The organism is Polyangium jinanense, from assembly GCF_028435365.1.
Window position 1 is genome coordinate 26,011 of record NZ_JAGTJJ010000005.1, and the last position, 18,469, is coordinate 44,479.

At 68.9% G+C, this 18,469-nt stretch carries 12 protein-coding genes; 4 read left to right on the forward strand and 8 right to left on the reverse strand.

Going from position 1 to position 18,469, the window contains the following annotated elements:
- Positions 1 to 16: 16 nt before the first annotated feature.
- From KEG57_RS13330 to KEG57_RS13340, 3 genes are all read right to left on the reverse strand, one after another.
- Positions 17 to 1,702, reverse strand: coding sequence for a helix-turn-helix domain-containing protein (locus KEG57_RS13330; RefSeq protein WP_272420143.1), 1,686 nt, complete (start codon positions 1,700 to 1,702; stop codon positions 17 to 19).
- A gap of 122 nt (positions 1,703 to 1,824) precedes the next feature.
- Positions 1,825 to 2,595: a hypothetical protein gene (locus KEG57_RS13335; protein WP_272420144.1), complete on the reverse strand. Its 771-nt coding sequence runs from the start codon at positions 2,593 to 2,595 to the stop codon at positions 1,825 to 1,827.
- Positions 2,596 to 2,796: 201 nt separating this feature from the next.
- On the reverse strand, positions 2,797 to 4,488 hold the full coding sequence (locus KEG57_RS13340) for a sigma 54-interacting transcriptional regulator (protein WP_272420145.1): 1,692 nt from the start codon (positions 4,486 to 4,488) through the stop codon (positions 2,797 to 2,799).
- Between the two features lie 235 nt (positions 4,489 to 4,723).
- Between KEG57_RS13340 and KEG57_RS13345 the strand changes: the two genes are divergently transcribed.
- Entirely contained in the window at positions 4,724 to 5,227 is a 504-nt protein-coding gene (locus KEG57_RS13345) for a hypothetical protein (protein ID WP_272458509.1), read from the forward strand.
- 12 nt (positions 5,228 to 5,239) lie between these two features.
- On the opposite strand, the gene KEG57_RS13350 is transcribed toward KEG57_RS13345, so the two are convergent.
- Positions 5,240 to 7,255: a caspase family protein gene (locus KEG57_RS13350; protein WP_272420147.1), complete on the reverse strand. Its 2,016-nt coding sequence runs from the start codon at positions 7,253 to 7,255 to the stop codon at positions 5,240 to 5,242.
- A 241-nt stretch (positions 7,256 to 7,496) separates the two neighbouring features.
- Between KEG57_RS13350 and KEG57_RS13355 the strand changes: the two genes are divergently transcribed.
- Both KEG57_RS13355 and KEG57_RS13360 read left to right on the forward strand, forming a co-directional pair.
- Positions 7,497 to 8,150 (forward strand): hypothetical protein, encoded by a 654-nt coding sequence (locus KEG57_RS13355; RefSeq protein WP_272420148.1) that lies wholly within the window; start codon positions 7,497 to 7,499, stop codon positions 8,148 to 8,150.
- Positions 8,151 to 8,195: 45 nt separating this feature from the next.
- The gene (locus KEG57_RS13360) at positions 8,196 to 11,399 is read left to right on the forward strand and encodes a serine/threonine-protein kinase (RefSeq protein ID WP_272420149.1); all 3,204 of its coding nucleotides are present in this window, start codon (positions 8,196 to 8,198) and stop codon (positions 11,397 to 11,399) included.
- Here the strand turns inward: KEG57_RS13360 and KEG57_RS13365 are convergent.
- Positions 11,394 to 12,656 (reverse strand): PAS domain-containing protein, encoded by a 1,263-nt coding sequence (locus KEG57_RS13365; RefSeq protein WP_272420150.1) that lies wholly within the window; start codon positions 12,654 to 12,656, stop codon positions 11,394 to 11,396. The genes KEG57_RS13360 and KEG57_RS13365 overlap by 6 nt on opposite strands.
- 784 nt (positions 12,657 to 13,440) lie before the next feature.
- On the opposite strand from KEG57_RS13365, the gene KEG57_RS13370 reads away from it, so the two are divergent.
- Positions 13,441 to 13,674: a hypothetical protein gene (locus tag KEG57_RS13370; protein WP_272420151.1), complete on the forward strand. Its 234-nt coding sequence runs from the start codon at positions 13,441 to 13,443 to the stop codon at positions 13,672 to 13,674.
- Between the two features lie 88 nt (positions 13,675 to 13,762).
- Here the strand turns inward: KEG57_RS13370 and KEG57_RS13375 are convergent, their stop codons facing one another.
- The 3 genes from KEG57_RS13375 to KEG57_RS13385 are packed head-to-tail and all read right to left on the reverse strand — an operon-like array spanning position 13,763 to position 18,448.
- Entirely contained in the window at positions 13,763 to 16,270 is a 2,508-nt protein-coding gene (locus KEG57_RS13375) for an efflux RND transporter permease subunit (RefSeq protein WP_272420152.1), read from the reverse strand.
- On the reverse strand, positions 16,254 to 17,522 hold the full coding sequence (locus KEG57_RS13380; protein WP_272420153.1) for a GtrA family protein: 1,269 nt from the start codon (positions 17,520 to 17,522) through the stop codon (positions 16,254 to 16,256). The genes KEG57_RS13375 and KEG57_RS13380 overlap by 17 nt, the downstream gene beginning before the upstream one ends.
- Complete coding sequence (locus KEG57_RS13385) at positions 17,519 to 18,448, reverse strand: phosphatase PAP2 family protein (RefSeq protein WP_272420154.1); 930 nt, start codon at positions 18,446 to 18,448, stop codon at positions 17,519 to 17,521. Before KEG57_RS13385 ends, KEG57_RS13380 begins: the two co-directional genes overlap by 4 nt.
- Positions 18,449 to 18,469: the final 21 nt, after the last annotated feature.

The following is an 18,469-nucleotide window of genomic DNA, read 5'->3' on the forward strand; positions in this document are numbered from 1 at the left end:
AAGACTGACCCCACCATCACCGCATTCGGGCGAGCGCCGCGCGGCCCGCGTCCACGAAGGTCGCTACCCAGCGCTCGACCTCGTCGCGCGACACGCCCATCCGTGAGGCCACCGTCGCCGCGGTCGCCATGCCCCGCAGCACCGCGAGCACAGCGTCTTCCCTGCGAACGCTCTCCTCCGTGCTCCTCGATGCCGCTCCTCCTGGCGCCGCATGTCGAATGCCCGCGGGGCATCGCGCAATGGGAAGCCGCGCGGCCGGGTCGCCGAGGAGCACGTACGCCGAAAGATCCTGTCGTTGCATCCAGAGGTTGGCACGACGTACCCGGCTCGCCTGGTCCTCCACGAAATCGGAGGAAAGGCTCGCCCGATGAGCGTGCTCCTCATCGAAAATCGTGACCTCCGTGCTCACCGAACGAAAGAACCGCGCGAGCTCGTGGTGCGCGACGCCGAACCGATGCCCGTTCACGAAGGCCTGCAGGATCCCCTGGAAGCGCTCGGCGCGGCTCTTCGGGACGAAGGCTCCGCCCTCGATGTCGTAGTCGAGAAAGCTCCAGGTCCATGCGAGATCCACGTGCCCCACCACGCCGAGTGGACCGTCGGGATTCGCGAGCGCGGCCTGCGGCAGGGCCGCGACGAAGGGCGAATCGCCGCCTCGGGGCAATGCGGCAAGCACCTCGTCCGCGGCGCTCCCGATGACGCCGAGCTCGTGGAGCCTGCTCAGCCAAGGGAAATACGCGCTGCGCGAAGGGGTACCGGCACCATAACAAGCGAACATGAACCAGACGCCGCCGGGCAAAAACGGGCCGCGACGAATGTCGTTTGCCGTGAGGAGGTCCCCCTCGCGGCCGAGGACCATCGCGCCTTGGTGGGCGTATTGCTCCTCGAGGGATCGCCATCCCGCCTTCGGGATCCCCGCGCCGTGGCTCATGGTGAAGAGCATCCCGCCGCGCGTGCGTGCCGCCTCGCGGAGCAAGACGCCGGCGGCGCTCGACAGGTCGAGCGTGGTGCCCGCGGGATCCGTCGGGATCTCGACGATTTCATCGGCGTCGAACGTGCCCGCGGCCTGGCCCTGCCGCGCGATCGCGAGGCTCGGCTGCACGAGGTGACGATCTCCCTCCTGCATCGCCCGCGTGCCGTCCAGCACCGCATGATAAAGGGCCCGCGCGCGCGGGGCCTCCATCACATCCGCCCAGCGGAGCGCCTTGTCGACGTAGGCCTCGTATCCAAGGTCGTCCCTGAATGCGAGTCGACCGACGAACGCCTCGCCGCAGAGCATCCGTTGGAGGTCCCACGAGATGAGCTCGGGGCCTCCAAGCAGGAGGAGATATCGAGGCCGCTCTACCTCGCGCCGACGAACGGCGTCGCGATATTCTTTTTGAATCCAGGCCCCGGCCGCGACGGGATCCATTCCGGGTTCGACGCGGTACACGAGCGCCTCTTCCCCCTGTTCTTCCTCACGCTTTTTTCGGAGCGGCGCGAGGAGCGAGAGCAGGCGATCGCCCGCCGGGCCTTTGGGGGCGACAAGGGCCCAGCGCTGCTCCGGAAGCGCGTCCGACGGCGCGTGGACGTTGGCCACGCGCCGCAGAACCTCGGGCGGCGCGTCGAGCCCGGGCGCGTCGAGGGTCGCGGCGAGCGGGAGGCCGCCGTCGAGGACGGGGCGTTGATCGTCGGCGTGGGCGAGGAAGAGCTGGAGTTCGTTCAAGGGGCCCTCGAATGGAAGGCACATCGTCGTCGAGACGGGCGGCGCGCGCAACCGCTTCGTGGGGGACCGCGGAAGCCCGAACCTCGGGCGCCCGCGGTCCCCCATTGCACGGAGGCCGTGCATCAGCCGCAAAAACCGCTCCAGGATGACATGATGCCCGGAGGCGAGACGGACGCCGCGGACGAGCAGCTCGCGCCGTAGGTGCCGCTCTGCGTCACGCCATAGGTCCACGGGGTCGAGCAGACGAAGCGCGACGAGGAATAGACCGGCGAGCAGCCGAAGTTCGTGCAGGCTTGCGCCGAAATCGTGAACATCTCACAGCCGCCGGTGCACGAGACCTGCGCGAGCGCCGCCGCGCCGTAAGAACCCGAGACGGGCGAGCTCGGGCCGGTATAAAACCCGATGTTGCACGAGACCGTCAGCGACGCAGGGGCGGCCGCGATGTTCTTCGCGGTCTCCTGGAGGTTCGCAAGCTGCGCCTGGAGACGCTCGATCTCGTCGTTCACCGCGGGATCCTCGTCCGCCTGCGAGGCGCTCCGCGCCTGGAGCTCCGAGAGCTCCTTTTCGGCTTGCTCGATCGCCCATTTGTGCCCCTCGGCGCCGGCGATGATGCGGCCTGCGCCTTCCTGCTCCCCGTTCTCCCAGACGCCCGGAGCGAGCTCCTTCCACGCCGCATTGGGCACGAGCGCGAGGGAATCACCCGCCCGCTCCAGTTGCATTTCGTTCTGCCCGGGGATGGACAGCGCCCCGCTCTCGTCGATGAGCGCCTGCTCGACGCTTTCGGCAGCTTCCTCGGACTCCGAGGAGGCCACACACCCGGCCATCACGAAGCTGCCGGCGACGAGGGCCACGGAGAAGAAACGGACGGCGAAGATCGAATGTGCATTGTTCATGGCTGGACTCCTATTTTTGGCTCGGCCGTGGTTGCGACCGCGTATCCCTCCTATGTGCAGCGACCGTGCCAGCCCTGCCGGGCACGCCGCCGTCCCTTTTCGTGCGCGCGACAGCCCTGACGCCTGGCGCTGACGCGTCAGGAGCCGAAATGGACGTCTGTCGGGGAAGATTGTCGCGTCAGCGCGCGCGGACGCGTGGAGTCAGGTGAGGCCGAGCTCGCGCACGCGGCGCAAGAGCGCCCGCTCGGAGACCTCGAGCCGCTCCGCCATCCGCGGGAGATCACCGCCGAGCTCACGGTGGCATTGGGCGATCTCCTGCTCCGTGAGGTCACCCGCGGTGCGAAACCCGGGGAATCGCTCGATGAGCAGGTACAGAGATGCCCGCGAAATGCCGAGTTTCTCCGCGGTGGCGGCGAGATCCCAGCGACACATGCGCAAGGTCTCGCGGAGCTCGGCCTCGGTGACGTCGGCGGGCCTTCGCCGAGCGGGAAGTCGTGAAGCAGACGAGGAATCGTCGTTCGGGGCCTTGGCGGCGGCCGGCGGCGGATCGGGGACGTGGACTTGTGGAGGATCCGGCAGCGCCGGCTCGATGGGCCGCGGGTTTTCCGCCTCGCGCGGAGGTTGTCTCACGAGAAGCCGCTCGACGGCAGGCGTCATCTCTGCGCGATTGCGTCCACGATTGCCGATGACGAGCTGCCGAACGACGTTCCGGAGCTGCCGCACGTTGCCCGGCCAGTCGTACTCGGCGAGGCGCGCGACGAGAGACGCGGGGAGCCACGGCTTCGCGTCGCCGGCCGGAAGCGCGAGGCGGTGCGATTCCCCGATCTCCGTGAGCTCCTCGCGCAAAAACCGCACGAGGAGGCGCCCGATGTCGTCCCGACGGTCGCGCAGCGGCGGGATCCATATCTCGTACGCCGCGAGTCGGTTGAGCAGCGGCGCGCGAAACGAACCCGTCGCGACCTTTCCTTCGAGATCGGCGTCCGTCGCGGCGACGACACGCACGTCGGTTTTCCGGAGCTGCGTGGAGCCCACGGTCTGGATCTCCCCCGTCTCCAGCGTGCGCAAGAGCGCGACCTGGAGCTCGACCGGAGCCTCGCCAATCTCGTCGAGGAAGAGCGTGCCGCCGTGCGCCTGCTCGAAATACCCAACCCGACGCTTCTCCGCTCCGGTGTACGCGCCCTTCTCCGCGCCAAAAAGCTCAGCGACGGCGAGCGATGGCGGAATGGCGCCCAGGTTGACCGGGACGAACGGCTTGTCACGCCGCAGGCTCGCCCGGTGAATCGCGCGGGCGACGAGCTCCTTGCCGCTGCCGGTCTCCCCACGAAGCAGGACCGGCAGATCGAGGTCGGCAATGCTGCGGATGTCCCAGAGCACACGGCGGAGGCCGTCGCTCGCGCCGGCGAGCTCGCGAGCATCGTCGTCCGCGCCGCCGTCGAGGACGTACTCGGATGTGCCCGCGTGATGTGCGAGAAGGACAATCCGATGGCCGAGTTCGAGCACGACCCCGCGGGCGAGCTCCTTGGCCGAGAGCATGGCGCTGCCGAGGAGCCGCTGGCCACGTAGATTCAACGCGGTGCTGCTGTCGCCGACATCGATGCGCAGGCCGCCGTCGGGGGCGGCCGTGAAGTGGATGGGTTTGCGGCTGAGATGCTCGTCGCCGAGGGGCTCGCCTTCACCGGGGGTGGAAGGAGGCGCGAACACAGGCTCGGCGCGGGAGAGGGCGAAGGGCCGACCGGGAGAGTCGTCGATGAGGACGCGATCACCGACGCGCTCGAGGACGGGGTGGTAGAGGATGGTCAACGCAAGGGCGGGAGCGTCGTCGCCGGATGCGGTGGCGGTGCCACGGCCCACGAGGGTGGTGCGGTTGAATCCGGTATTCCTGCCAGGAGGCATGCACCGCCGATGGTAAGACGGGGCGTGCGGCGGGGGCAAGGGGAAGAGGAGCCCTCACGCCATCTCTGACGCGTCAGCCCGCCCCTCCGCTGTCAGGTCCGTCCACGAACGCGTCAGCAATCACTGGACGCGCCTCCTCGTGGTGCTCGGGCCCGAAAAACCATCGCGACCTGCCAGGCACGGAAGCTGCTCAGGGGGATGGTCGCAACGACAGCCCCGTTCTTCGAGAGGTTTTATGCTCCACGACATTCGCAACCCGATGATGCTCCTCTGTGCCTCCTTCGCCGCGCTGGCGACGGGCTGCGGTACGACCGCCACCATTTCGCGGTTCAACGAGCCCGAGATCGAGGGGAAGATCGTCGCCGCCGACGACGGCATCCTCATGGTCGAGACCCGGGCGGGAAATGATTCGATTGCGCTCCAGAGCGTCACGGACATCGATCATCCTGGAAACGTCGCCGGCACGATCGGCACCGTGCTCACCGGCTACGGCATCGCGAACATCGCCATCGGCGCAGAGGATTGCGAAAGGGGCGGGGCCGCATACTGCCTGGGCGTCTTCCTGCCGGCGGCGATCGGAGTTCCGCTGATGGCGTGGGGCTTCGCGACATGGGGCAGGTCGGTCTACGCCGCGAGCCCAAGGTCGAAGAGCAATGAGGTGAGCTTTACCGTGCTGCCGACGGCGGCGATTCAGAAGAATGACAAGTTTTTGGGTGTGAACGCGACGGTCACGTACTGAGCCGCTCTCGGCCTACGGCCCTCCAATGCCCCGCACGATCTCCACCGTCACGAGCGTCGCCGTCCATCGCTCCGCCGGCGCTTCCTCGTCCGGCATCATTTCCCTCGTCGACCTGCCGATCGCCTCCGCGAACGATTCTTTGACCCGCAAGAAGCGCAGATCCACCTCCGGCGACGCCGTCCCCACGACGACCAGCCGGTCCACATTGGATTCCCGCCCGGCCGATACCCTGCACGGAAACGCTCGCCCGAGGTGCCCGCTCATCCAGAACGTCTGCCGCCGCCACGGCGCAATCTCGAGCTGCGTCGTCCCGAGGATCTCCACCCTCCCGCTCGACGCGCAATTGAGCACCTGCGCATACATCGGCTCGCTCGAACGATTCTCCACGGAAAAACACACCGGCTGCCCGTCGAGCAATCGATAACGATACCGCCCGTCCGGGTCCGGCTCCGCCTCGGGGAGCGGCGGGTCCGCGAGCTCTTCCAGATCGAGCCTCCCCACGTCCCGCGCGTCGAGCACCCGCACGCGCAGCACGCCCGGCCAATCACGACATCGGCGCACGAGGCGCAGCGGCAACTTGTATCGTGCATGATGCAAAAGCCCTTGGACGAGCGCCGCGCGATCCCCTGCCGGCACCCAGGCGAGCGGCGCCTGGTCCCCGGATGCACCTGCCCCGAACCCGTGCACGTCGTCTCCGATCCAGAAACGCCCATCCGGCGCGCGCCCCACGACCGCCTCCACCTCGCGCTCGCCATGTGCAGAGACGGCCGCGACCGAAAAGAGCGACGCCTCCGCCGAAAGCCATCGCGAAAGATCGGCGTCGAACGGGTCGAGCCCCACGACCAAGGCGTCGCCTTTCCCGGGTGCCACGAGGCGTCCCCGCGCCGCCTCGTCAAGGACGAATGCGGCTCCCACGGACGAGGCCAGCGCCGATGACGCGGTCGCGCTCTCGACCTGCAGGAGCCCGCGCCGAGCGGCGCGATCCTCCGGGGAATGGAGCGGCGGGAAAAACTCCGGGCTCGGCCCGTACACGGCGACCTTGGCCCCCGCTGTGAGCCCTACCATCGTGCCCGCGTGGATACGATAACGCTCGCCTTCCCGGGTGATCGCATACCCGGGATCCTGCCTCCGAAATGGCCCCCCGAACAGGCGCCGCTCGGACCGACCGAGGAGACACGGATGCTGGCCCGGAAATGCAGACGTGACCCGCGCGCGGAGGTTCTGCCAGAGATCTGCCCATCGCAGGACGCGGAGCCTCTCGTCGGACTCCGCGGCGAGCAGGTCGAGCAGCCCCGCGGTGAATGCGCCGTGACGAACCCCGCCCGCGGTTTTCCCCTCGCTGGCGGCTTCACCCGATTGTGCGGATGCGACGACCAAGAAGCCTGGATCCGAAGGATCGAAGGATGCGAAGAGCCCCGCGCGGGCCTCGCCGCCACTCCGCGAGGAGACCGAGGGGAGCATCTGCAGCTCTTCGATCGAGCAAAACCGAACCGCGCTCTCCCGTGGGCGCCACGCGCTGCGCGTCGCGCCCGCAGAACAGCAGCAATCGAGGACGACGGTGAGATCGTCCGTCCGCGCGGCGATGCGGCGCAAGACGTCATTGATCCAGTGGTCGAACAAGAGCTCCCCGCCCGCGAGCGCGTCGACCGGGACGAGCGCCTCGCGCGCGGTCCGCGTGCCCCGCGGGAGCACCTGCGTGCCGTGGCCCGAATAATGGATGAAGACACGATCGCCCGGACGAACCCCCTCCCCTGCGAGCGCTTCGAGCGCGGCGCGAAGGTTCTCCGACGTCGGTTCGCCTTCCGGAAGGCGCGGTCGCCTCGACGACCCTGGATGAGGCGCGACGAGCTTCGTGATCGAATCGGCCGGGACCGAGAGTCGGTCGAGGAGGAGCGCCTCCAAGGCGTCGACATCGTTGACGCAGCCGTAGAGCGGATCGACGCGTGGATAGGCATCGATGCCGACGAGCAGGACGTGGAAGCGGGGGGATGCCTCGCTGGCGTCACCCGCTCGCGTTCGGTCGAACACGGTCATTTGTGTTCGATGGAAGCAAAGGACGAGCCTCTCGTAAAGGAGGAGGCTGCGTCAATCCGCAGTGCGTTGACACACATTGACATCGCTGACACGTCAAACGTCAACCTCTGACGCGTCAGCCGGGGCCGCGCAGACCGCGTTCCTGGGTGACAATCCAGGCACGAACGCTGCATGATGGGCCATTCAGACACGCCGCGGGATGCAGACGCGACCACGTGCCGAACAGGAGATGGACATGACGACGACGGGCCTGCTCGATCTCGGCGCTTCCGAGATCGTCGATCGAAATACGGGGGAGCTCCTCGGGTACGCATTCACCGTGGAAAGCGGCAAGGGACAGCTCCAGCGCTGGCTTTTGTTCCGGCACCCGCAGAACGAGCTCGAGATCCGGCCGCCCGCCCCCGCCATGGCAACCTGGTCCCTCGCGGACTGGCAGGCGAACGTGCCCAGCCTTTGGAGGCCCAACGGATTTTACGTTTGGGCGCAGGCCGACGTGTATCGGCACGGCGAAACGTACGACGGCGTGACCTGGGCGCAGATCCCGTCCGTCTCGCAGCTTCCCAAACCCACGTTCCCCGAACTCCCCGGGAGCAACTATCAGCTCGATTACACGGGCAAGGTCGCCGACGTGCTTCAGGAAAATTGGCGCGGCCGTGCGTTCGTCGTCCGCGGGTTGACGCAAGCATCGAGCATCGAGTACTGGTCGCTGCCGGCGCGTTATCAGCCGGCAGGCAGCAGGGGTACCACCACCGTCACCGTCGGCACGGAGGAAGCTTCCTCGCTCGATGCGTTCGTCGAGCACAGCAACAGGACGTGGAGCACCGGTAGCACGTTCGTCATCACCGGCTGCGCCAACTACCACGGCTCCGCGACGCCCTTCGCGCCCTGACAGGCCCCCGTTGCATCGACCGCCCGAGGCAAGTACCCTCGGGGCATGCCGGCGGGGGTCGATGCAGCCGCGACGCACACGGAGAACGAGCCTCTCGAGGAGGCCTCGTTTGTCGCGGCTCGGGCCGAAGAATCGGCGCTGATAGAGTCCACCTGCCCCGCCGATCCGCCAGAGCATTCCGAAGACGACGCCTCGAACGTCGACGAACCGGGACGCATCCTCGAGGGTCGTTATACGCTCGTCCGACGCATCGGCGGCGGCGCACACGGCGACGTCTGGGCCGCCGACGATCGCATCCTCGGCGAGCGCGTCGCACTCAAGTGGATGCGCGTGGCCCACGGATCCATGCTGGCCCGGATCCGGCGCGAGATCACGACGCTGCGCATGCTGCGTTTTCCCGGCGTCGTGCGGCTCATCGACGATGGCGTCGCGGACGGGAGGCCTTTCCTCGCGATGGAGCTCGTCGAAGGCCGGCCGTTCCCGGGCACGGAGAAGCCCCCCGGTACGCCTCGCCGCATGGCATGGCAAACCCTCGCGGGTCCGACGCTCGCGCTCCTTGCGGCCCTCTCGCACGTCCACGCCGCCGGCGTCGTGCACAGGGACCTCAAGCCCGAAAATGTCCTCGTGCGTCCCGACGGGCGCCCCGTCGTGCTCGACTTCGGCATTTCCCAGCTTCAGGCGACGGGCTCCGAACGCCTGACGGGCGCCGGGCAGCTCGTCGGCACGCCGCTTTATGTCGCGCCCGAGCAGATCCTCGGTCGTACCGTGGATGCGCGGACGGACCTGTACGCCATCGGCGTGATGCTCTACGAATCGCTCACGGGCCGCGTGCCCCACGAAGCGCCGGACGTCCCTTCGATGCTGCGTGCCCGCCTCATGAAGCCGGCACTGCACGTGCAAGAGCTCGCTCCGGATCTGCCTGCCGTCGTGGCTCGGGTCATCGATCGATTGCTCGCCACACGAATCGAGGATCGATTCGGCTCTGCTGCGGAGGTGCTGGCAGCGCTTCGAGGCGAATCGATGAACGCTTCCGCAACGCTCCCGTGGCTCGGGAGCCGAAGTACCGTGCACGAGGTCGTCGGTGCCGTGCAGGCAGGGCGCTCCGTCGATATCATCGGCCCGCGCGGCTCGGGACGATCGCGTTGCATGCACGAGGCGGCCGATGCGCTCGCGGCCGGAGGTCGGTCCGTGCTGTGGACGCGTCCTTCCCGGGCGCCGCTCGGAAGTGTCCTCCCCTTCCTGGGGGAACCCCCCGGGGAAGCCGAGCTGCGGCTCGAAGGCGTGCTCGCGTGGGCAAACGACGCGCTGTCGAGGGCACTCGGCGAACGAACCGTCCTCTTCGCCGACGACGCAGAGCAACTCGACCCCTGGTCCGCAACGATCCTTGCGCGGCATCGAAAGGGCCCGGGCGTGATCGTCCGCGCCTTCGCGTCGCGGCCTTCCGGAATATCGGAAGGCGAGATCGTGGAGGTGCCGCCGCTCGATGAAGCCGCGCTCGCGCCGCTTTTCGCTGGCCCCGACAAACTATTTCATCTGCGGAAGGACGCAGCGCGGGCGTTGTGGGCGCGGACCGACGGGCTTCCCGCGCGCATCGAGGCGGAGCTCCTCACGTGGACGCGGCTCGGCCTCGCTCGCCGCGAGGGCCCGCTTTTCGCGGTCGATCGTGACGCCCTGAGCCGGCTCGACGCGGGGCTCGTGGTGATTCCGAGCGCGACCACGACGGCGCAAGGCCTCGACGAGACGTTGCACGCCGAGGAGGCGCTGCGCTGGCTCTCGCTCGCCGGTCGCCCCATGACCATTTTGCAGCTCGCGCATGTCATGCAATATGCGCCCTGGCGCATCGAGGCAGCTTGTGATTCGCTCGTGACGCTCGGGGCAGCCAAGCGCCGCGGGCACGAATGCTTCGAGGGGCGCGGGCGCGTGGATTTGCCCTGGAACGAGCAGCAACGCGCAGAGGCGCATCGAGCCATCGCCGCCGTCCTCGAGCCCGGCGACGAGGGACGGCTCCATCACCTGCTCTCCGCGGGGCTCGCCCGAGACGCCGCGCGAGACGCAGCCGTCGCCGCGTGGCGATACGCGGTCGAAGGAGATCTGGGCGCCGCGGCGGCGGCGCTCGCCGAAGGTCTCCGCGCAGCGCGTGAACAGGGCGCCGCACAAGAAGAAGTGGAAATCCTGTCGACATGGGCGAAGATCGCCTTCGCGCAGTACACACCGCGCGCGCTCGATCGTGTGCTCTACGAGCTCACGCGCGCACATGCACGCGGTGCGGGGCTCGAGCGGCTCGAATCTTTGCTCCGCGCGGCGCTCGCTGCACCGTGCGCAGCCGGGCTCAATGCCCTCGAAATGGCGGACGACATCGAACCGTTCCAGGATCCGGAGCTCGAGCGGCGACGGCATCGAATACGCATCACGGCGGTGGCGGCACGCGCGTCGGCTTCGCTCCTCGCAGAGGTGCTCGAGGAGGTGGAGACATGGGCGGAGGAGAGCGCTCATCCGCTCGCTCGGCTCAGCCTCGCCGAGGGGCGCGCGCTCCAGCGATACCACGAGGGTCGTTTTCAGGAAGCAGCGGCACTCCATGCCCAGGCCGCGACGCTCGAGCCGTGGAAGACGGGGCGCATTTCGTTGATGCTCAACAGCGCTTCCGCATTGCTGGAAGCATTTCGCCACGCCGAGGCAGCCGAGCGCGCCACGGAGGCGCGGGAGCTCGCAGCGCAATGCCGAGACCCCTACTGGGAAGGGCGCGCCGAATGGTTGATTCGCGCGGCTCGATATCGAATGGGGACGCTTCCGGGTCCCGATCTCGAGTTCGTGGACGCCATTGCCCGTGTAGGAGCGCTGGACCTGGAAGCGCTGGTTTGTCTGAACGAGGCCGCAGCGGCCATGCGCGCGGGAATGCAGGGCGAGGGCGCGGCGCTCGCGAAGCGGGCGGCTTCGGTATGGCACGGGATGGGACGGCCCTTCGCGACGATGCTGGCCCGCGCGCTCGCCATCGCATGCGGCGAGACCGCGGACGTGGGAGAGGTGGAGATGCTCGCGGAGCGGGCGGTGGCATGCAAAGGCCCTGGCCTCGGAATCCAGGCGCTCGGCCTGCTCGGTCGCGTGTTTCCTGCCATGAGAGGTCGATGGCAGGATGCCGTCGCGGGGCTCGTGCGCGACATCCCGAGGGCGAATTGGGATCGGTGGATGGATGTGCTTTCCGTGAACGAGTCGCTGGAGGGAGCGGTCGAGAGGCCGGGCGAGTCGTTATGAGCTGACGCCGCGCCGAGGCGAGGACGCCCGTCCTTTTCCTCGCACCGCGTAGGCAATGCCGTCCTGCAGCGACGCGAGCGTCACCACGCCGCCGAGATCGGCGCCGAGCTCGACCAGCGCCTGGGCTACGGCAGGCCGGATTCCCGTCATGATCACCTCCGCGCCGAGCAGCTTCGCCGCCCGCGCGGCGCGCACGAGCACCTCGGCCACGTGCGTGTCGACCGTATTCACGCCGGTCACGTCGACGACGACGATATGCGCCCCGCGCTCCTCCACCCCGCGCAGCATCGTCTCCACGAAATGCGCGGCGCGCACCTCGTCGATGGCCCCGATCAGCGGAATGGCCACCGCCGCGTTCGTGAGCGGGACGAGCGGCGTCCCGATCTCCTGGATGGCCAGGCGCTGCGCCTCGATGACCTGCTCCTGGAGCCGCCGCTGCTCCTGCGCGGCGCGCCTCTGTTCGGTCACGTCGCGCCCATAAATCGCGAGGCGCGCGAGTGGTCCGTCACCGCTCTGCACCGGATACGCGGTCACCTCGAACCAGCGGTCGTCACGCGCGGCGTCGAAGTGCGCAGGCGTGCCCGTGCGCCGTATCTCCTCCACCAAAGAGGCCCGACGGGCTGGCTCGTCGAGCGGGAACACGTCGCGCATCCCGGCCACCTCCGCCGGGGTGCATCCAAGCCGCCCCGCGGCCGCCTGATTGGCCACGACGACCACGCCCTCGAGGTCCACGAGCAGGAGCAGGTCCGTCGACGCGTCGAGCATGGCCTGTGCGTGCGCCTGGCTCTCGCGCAGCCGCGCGTCGGCCCGGCGCTCGGCCGTCACGTTCGTGGCGATGCCGCCGATCCAGCGAATGGTCCCCTCGCTGTCGCGTACGGGGAACTTGATGGATTGGTAGAAGTGAATGCCGTCTTCCCTCGGGCCAGATTCCTCTGCCACGATGGCTTCGCCCTTCGCGGCGACGAGGCGATTGTTCTCCCGCCAGGAATCGAATACCTCGGGAGGAAAGAACTCCCTGGCGTTGTGCCCGACGATCTCGGAGACCTCCTTCCGGCCCATGAAAATCGCGCAGGATTGGTTGGTGTGACTGTACGTGTCCTCGAGATCCATCACGAAGATGAGCGCCGGGATGTGGTCGATGACCGTCTGCATGACCCGATCTCGTTGCCGGACGGTCTCCTCGAGCTCGGCCACGCGCTTGCGCAGCGCATCATTCTCGACCGTCAACCTCTCGACGGTTTCCGTCTCTTTCGTCATCACATCTCCCGAGATGATGACTTTACCAGGCCCTTTCCCGACGCGACAGAGCGTAGATCGCGAGTGCGTTGCCCTTGTGCTGGCGAGGCATCCGTCATTGGAAGGGCCCGCACAGCCAACCCTCGCGGGTGTGTTTGCGCGGCCGCCACCTCATTTCTGCGTGCAGAATTTCTTCGTGACCCATCGGCGCTTGACGGTACGCATGGCCTACGTATTTACCCGTCATCGATACGTCATCGTCGCGAGAGCCACGCGCTCTCTGCCGGCAGGGTGTGATCATGTCATCGGTCGTCACGGGAGCTGGAAATACACGCGGACGGATCTCGCTGCGAGATCGAGGATGTATCCGAGCACGAGGAATGGACCATGAAGCAAAGCATGACGGGGGGAGTATTCTCGCTCGGGATCGACGGGAGGGAGAGTACGGGGCGCAAGAAATTGAAACGCGGGGACACGGACTACGGGTGAAGCCAAGAGAGGCTGACCTCGTCGTCCGGGCAGAGGTCAGTCATGGGCGAGAGCCGCGACATAGAGCGGAGGTTGCAGGAGGCGAAAGGCTTTTACGACGAGCTCGTAGGAATGCCGACGACCCGTCAGGGAACGATCTCGATTGCCTTGCGGATGGCGGCGCGGTTCGGGCCGGCCTGCTTGGTGATCGTGATTTCCGTCATCGCCTACGTCATCCTGGGGGTCTCGAGGACGACCTGCTTGTTGCCCTATGGCGGCATTCTAGCAATGGCAGTGTCCTTCGTGTTCGTCGAGGCCATTGCACGAGGGAAAAGACATGGCGAGAATGGCCAGCAAAGACGAAAAAGTTCGGCTCAACCTGGAAGTTCCCAAGCGCGTGCGAGAGCGGCTCGAGCGCGTGCAGGAAATGAGCGAGGCGGACAGCCTCACCGAGGTGATTCGGCGGGCGCTGACCCTGTATGACGCGCTGCTCACCACGGCGCGCGAAGACAAGGGCAAGCTCCTGGTTCGATACGAGGATGGGTCCGAGCGCGAGCTGATGCTCGTCTGAGCGACCTTGCAAGCATAGCCGCGACGTCGAAGCCCGCACCGGTCCCCGCCGGTGGCGGGCTCGACGCTTTGGAACGCTTTCGTGAGGGTCAGGACCCGGCTTGCCGAGGCGGCGCCGCCGAGGGCTCGGAAGGGCGTTCGGCGGCGTCGGCGACGCGGGGCAGCGCCTTCCAGGAGGGGAGCAGCGCGAGCAAGGCCGGGAGCAGCACCACACAGGCGACGAGGTTCACGCCGAGGCCAAGCAGCGACAGCTTGCCAACGCTGGCAAGGCCCGGGTGCGTCGCCAGCGCGAGCACGCCAAAGCCAAAGCCGTCGGTGAGAATGGCGCCGGCGACGTCCCAACCAGTGTGTTGCCACACTTTTTCGAGCGACTCGCCCGCGTCCACGCGCGCGAGCAGGTGCGCGCCGTCGTCCACGCCGATCCCGAGAAGGATCGGCAGCACGATCATGTTCAAGTAATTCAGCTCGGCGCCGAAGACGGGGAGCAGCGCGATCGTCACCACAAGGCAGAGCAGAGCCGGCCCGAGCGCGAGCAGCGCGAGCCGGAGACGGCCGAGAGTAAAGTACAGTACAAGGAAGACGAGCACGCCGGTGGTCACGAGGATACGCGGGGCGTCGCGCTCGATCGTCTCGAGCATGTCGGCGAGCACCATCGGCTCGCCGGCGGCCGCGCGCACCTCGCCGCCAGGCAGATCGATGCGGCGGAGCTGCGCCGCGAGCCGCTTGATCGCGGCGGCGTCGGCCATGCTCACCGTGGGGTAGAGCAGCACGAAGTGCACGGGGTCGGCGCCGGGCTTGGGCTCGAAGGTATGGCGCAGCGCGGGCGGTAGGTCGGCAGGGCCGAAGGGCTCGGCCGCGGCCATGCGCCGGAGGCGCTCGAGTCGGCCGCGCGTTTCCTCGTCGAGGCTCTCGGGGCGGATCCGGGAGGTGATCTTGGCGATCTCGCGCAGAAGCGGGCGCTTCGCCTCCTGGCCCGCCGGGAGCAAGTCGGCGCGCGTGGCGGTCAGGCCGATGGTGGCGTCGGGGCCAAGCGCAGTCATGCGCGCGCGCACGGCGGCGGAGACGTCACGCGCCTCGACCTCGCTGCGGGCGAGCACCACGAGTGGAGTCTGCGAGCGGCCGAGCAACGCGTTCACCTCGCGGTCGCGGCGGAAGCTCGGCAGGTCGGCGTCGTCGAGGTGGGAGAAGTCGGCGTCGAAGCGGGCGTGGGGGAGCTGGGTGAGCGCGAGGGCGCACGCGACGAGGAGGCCGCCGAAGAGCGCCGGGGCCGCGCGGTGCATGAAGCGCACGCCGGGGAGCGCCACGCCGGCGCGCACGGGCGAGAGGCGTGGAGCGTGGCGCGCGAGCACGCCGAGCAGCGCGGGAAGCAACGTCAGGTAGGCGAGCAGGACGAGGAGCGTGCCCAGCGCGGCGAGTAGGCCGAACTCGCGGAAGGCGCGGAAGTCGGTCCAGGTGAGGCAGCAGAACGCCGCGGCGGTGGTCAGCGCGGCGGCGAGCGAGACGCGACCGGCCTCGCCGAAGGCGCGACGGATCGCCTCCTCCTCGGCCACGCCGGCGCGACGCTCCTCCTCGTAGCGGCCGAGGAGGTGGACGCCGTGGTCCATGCCGATGCCGACCAGGATGGCGCCGATGAAGGCGGTGAGGATGTTGAGCGTTCCGAAGAGCGCGCCCGCGGCGCCGTACGCCAGCGCGAGGCCCGCGTAGAGCGGCGCGAGCACCAGGCCGATGGCGAGCAGGCGTCGAAAATGGAAGGCCAGGTAGGCGACGACCAGGCCGAGCGCGAGCGCGGAGGTCAGCGCGAGGTCGCTCCCGAGCACCGCCTGGAGGTCGACACGCTTCGGGTACCGGCCAGTGAGCTCGACGCGGAGGTCCGGCGCGTAGGCCGTGGGCTCGGCCTCGCGGAGCACGCGCTCGACGTCGGCGACGACCTGCTTCGCGAAGGTGAGGTCGGAGGCCAGTCGGGTCGGGCGGACGAGGATGGCCAGGGTGCTGCCGGTCTCGTCCTCGTGGTACGGCCCGCGCCGCGCGCCGCCGTTGTCTTCGAGGCGCTTGCGGTACTTGGCTTCGAGGTCCGCGACCTCGACCGGAGGCGGCTCGTCGTCGAGGTCGATGTAGGAGCGCTCGATCTCCCAGCGCTGGCGCGCCGCGAGGCGATCCCGGAGCGCCGTGAGGTCGGCCGGGTCCGCGAAGTAGAGGCCACGATCTTCGAAAAACTCCGCCGGGAAGCGGTGATCGACGTACTGCACCGTCTCGAGCTTTTCGAGGCGGGGCGCGATCTCGTCCGCGAAGCGCCGCCGCGCGGCCTGATCCCCGCCCTCGACGAGGAGCACCACGTACCCCACCCCGCCGAAGCGCGCCCGCAGCGCCTCGATGCCTTGTACGCTCGGGTAGCTCGGCGGCAGGAGCTGGGTGATGTCGGGGTCGAGCTTGAGCCGGCCGGCGGACCAGGTGCCGAGCGCGGCGGCGAGGGCGACCAGCACGATGGCGAGGGCGGCGTGTCGAAAGGCGGCCACCGCCACGCGCGCGAGGACGGCGCGGATGGCGGCGGGCACGGAGCCGAGGCGCGCGTCTCCGTCGTGATCAGGCGCGGCTGACATCACGCTCCCTCGGGCCACTCAGGGGAACCGCGTCGTTCGTTTCGTTCGCGGCGGGCGCGACCGGGAACACGTGGTTGCGCAGCAGCGGGTAGTTCCAGGTCGCGAAGACGACGAGGCGCGTGAGAGCCCACGCGATGCGGTCGTCCATGGAGGGCAAGAGGAGGAGCACGGCGACGCCGCCGGCGTTGAGGGCAGCGCTCGAACCGGAGACGAACACGAAACGCGCGGCCTGGCTGGCTCGCGGGCCGGCGTCGGCCTCGAAGGCCCACGCGCGCGAGAGGGTGAAGGCCACGACCCCACCCGCGACGCAACCCGCGCCCGTGGCGAGCGGCGGCGGCGCGCCGGTCCCGATTACGAGCACCTGCACCACCACGAAGTCGAGCGCCGTGGCGAGCGCGCTCACGGCGATGGCGCGCGGCAGCGCCCGGCGGTCGTCGCGTGGCAACTTGCCGCCGAGCGCGCGGACCAGGAAGGCGAGCCGCTGGAACGCGGTCGCGTGCGAGGTGAGCGCGATGAGGGTGACGCCGGCGGCCGCGATCCAGTGCGGCGGGCGCGGGTCCTCCGGCGAGACGATGGCCTCCAGGATGGGGCTCAGCGCGACCGAGAGGCCGAGCACGAGGATGCGCTCGGCGCGCTGCATGAAGCCCACGTCCTTCATGGTGGCGCCGAGCGCCTCGCCGCGGGCGCGCACGTACGGGACGAAGAGCGAGCCGGTGAGCGCGAACAAGCAGGGCAAGAGCACCCAGCTCTCGCGGTAGTACCAGGCGAGGCCCACGAGCACGGCCGACTCGCAGTAGCGATCGAGGACCGAGTCGAGCGCGGCGCCGCTTGGCGAGGCCTGCCCGGTGGCGCGCGCGACCCGCCCGTCCAGGTAATCGAGCGCGCCCGCGCTGACGTAGAGCCATCCGCCCAGCGCGAAGCGGCCCGCCGCGATGGCGACGCCCCCGCCCGCCGCGAGGCCCACCGCCAGTGTGGTGATGGCGTTGGCAGGCACCCCGGCGGCGGCGAGCCCCTGCCAGAACGGGCGCATCAGCCAGGCGAAGAAGTGGCGCGCACGCGCGGTGGTGAGCCCGCCGAGCCCGCGGCCGTCGGCCTCCTCGTCGTGGAAGCGGCCAAAGGCCAGGGTGCGCACCGCATAGGCGGCGAGGCCGATCAGCGCGTACGCGATGAGCAGCAGCGCAGGCGCGGCCGCGGTCCAGATGCGCTGGGCGGCCGAGAGGCTGCCGGTAAGCAAGTCGGAGAGCGGGTTCATACCGAGACCTCCGGGGCGGCGCCGCCCTTGCGTGGCGCCGGATCGAGCAATGCGCGTTGCGCGAAGAGGACCGCGCGATCGGCGGCGAGGGCCACCGCGGCGCCGGCAAGGATGTCGAGGATGTAATGGTGCCGGAGGTACATGGCGGAGAACGCCATGAGCGCGGCCCAAGCAATGGTGAACACGCGCAGCCGGCCGCCCAGCGACCACGAGGCGAGCGCAGGCAGCACGGCATACCCTACGTGCAGCGAGGGCATGGCCCCGAACACGTTGGAGCTGCGGGCATAAAACGCGTGGAAGATGTGGACGCCGAACAGGGCGTCGAAGCGCGCCCCCCCCGCCGGATTCGAGGGCGCGTCGAGCACGGCGGGACCTGCGCCGTAAAGGTCGACGTACCAAGGCGGCGCCGCGGGCCAGGCGATCCAGATGATCCAGCCGAGCAGGCTCGCGGCCGCGAACCCCCACGAAAGCCGCTGCATGCGCTCCTGATCACGAAAATACAGGTACGCCCCGACCGCGAAGACCTGGATCAGATAGAGGAGGTACACGACGCCGGTGAGCGCATCGAGCGCCGGGTGCGTCGCATGCGCGACGAGCTCCGAAATCGGCACCTTCCCCGCGCTCGTGCTCACGCCGAAGAGCGCGCGCTCGGCCTCGAAAAGATCGGCCACGTGGATCTCCCCGCGCAGGTGGATGAACAGGCGCAGGAAATCGTAGGCGAGCCCGGTGAACACGAAGGGCGCGGCGATCGCCGCGAAGCGCCGCGCGCGCGGCCCGGTCCAGACGAGGGCCACGAACATGCCCACGAAGACGAAATGCTCGGGCCGGAGCCCCAGCGTCGTATGGATCAGCAGGAGCAGGAGCGGGGCGCCCCCGAGGGACGCCCACGCCCACGTGCTCCCGTCGCCCCTCGGCCGCAGCTTCATCGCTCGCCTCGCCACGTCACC

Bases quoted from the DNA above. Each gene is read 5' to 3' on its own strand.
- KEG57_RS13355 (WP_272420148.1), top strand. From the start codon at position 7,497: ATGACGACGACGGGCCTGCTCGATCTCGGCGCTTCCGAGATCGTCGAT.
- KEG57_RS13370 (WP_272420151.1), top strand. From the start codon at position 13,441: ATGGCGAGAATGGCCAGCAAAGACGAAAAAGTTCGGCTCAACCTGGAA.
- KEG57_RS13380 (WP_272420153.1), bottom strand. From the start codon at position 17,522: ATGAACCCGCTCTCCGACTTGCTTACCGGCAGCCTCTCGGCCGCCCAG.
- KEG57_RS13360 (WP_272420149.1), top strand. From the start codon at position 8,196: ATGCCGGCGGGGGTCGATGCAGCCGCGACGCACACGGAGAACGAGCCT.
- KEG57_RS13375 (WP_272420152.1), bottom strand. From the start codon at position 16,270: ATGTCAGCCGCGCCTGATCACGACGGAGACGCGCGCCTCGGCTCCGTG.
- KEG57_RS13340 (WP_272420145.1), bottom strand. From the start codon at position 4,488: ATGCCTCCTGGCAGGAATACCGGATTCAACCGCACCACCCTCGTGGGC.
- KEG57_RS13335 (WP_272420144.1), bottom strand. From the start codon at position 2,595: ATGAACAATGCACATTCGATCTTCGCCGTCCGTTTCTTCTCCGTGGCC.
- KEG57_RS13345 (WP_272458509.1), top strand. From the start codon at position 4,724: ATGCTCCACGACATTCGCAACCCGATGATGCTCCTCTGTGCCTCCTTC.
- KEG57_RS13365 (WP_272420150.1), bottom strand. From the start codon at position 12,656: ATGACGAAAGAGACGGAAACCGTCGAGAGGTTGACGGTCGAGAATGAT.
- KEG57_RS13385 (WP_272420154.1), bottom strand. From the start codon at position 18,448: ATGAAGCTGCGGCCGAGGGGCGACGGGAGCACGTGGGCGTGGGCGTCC.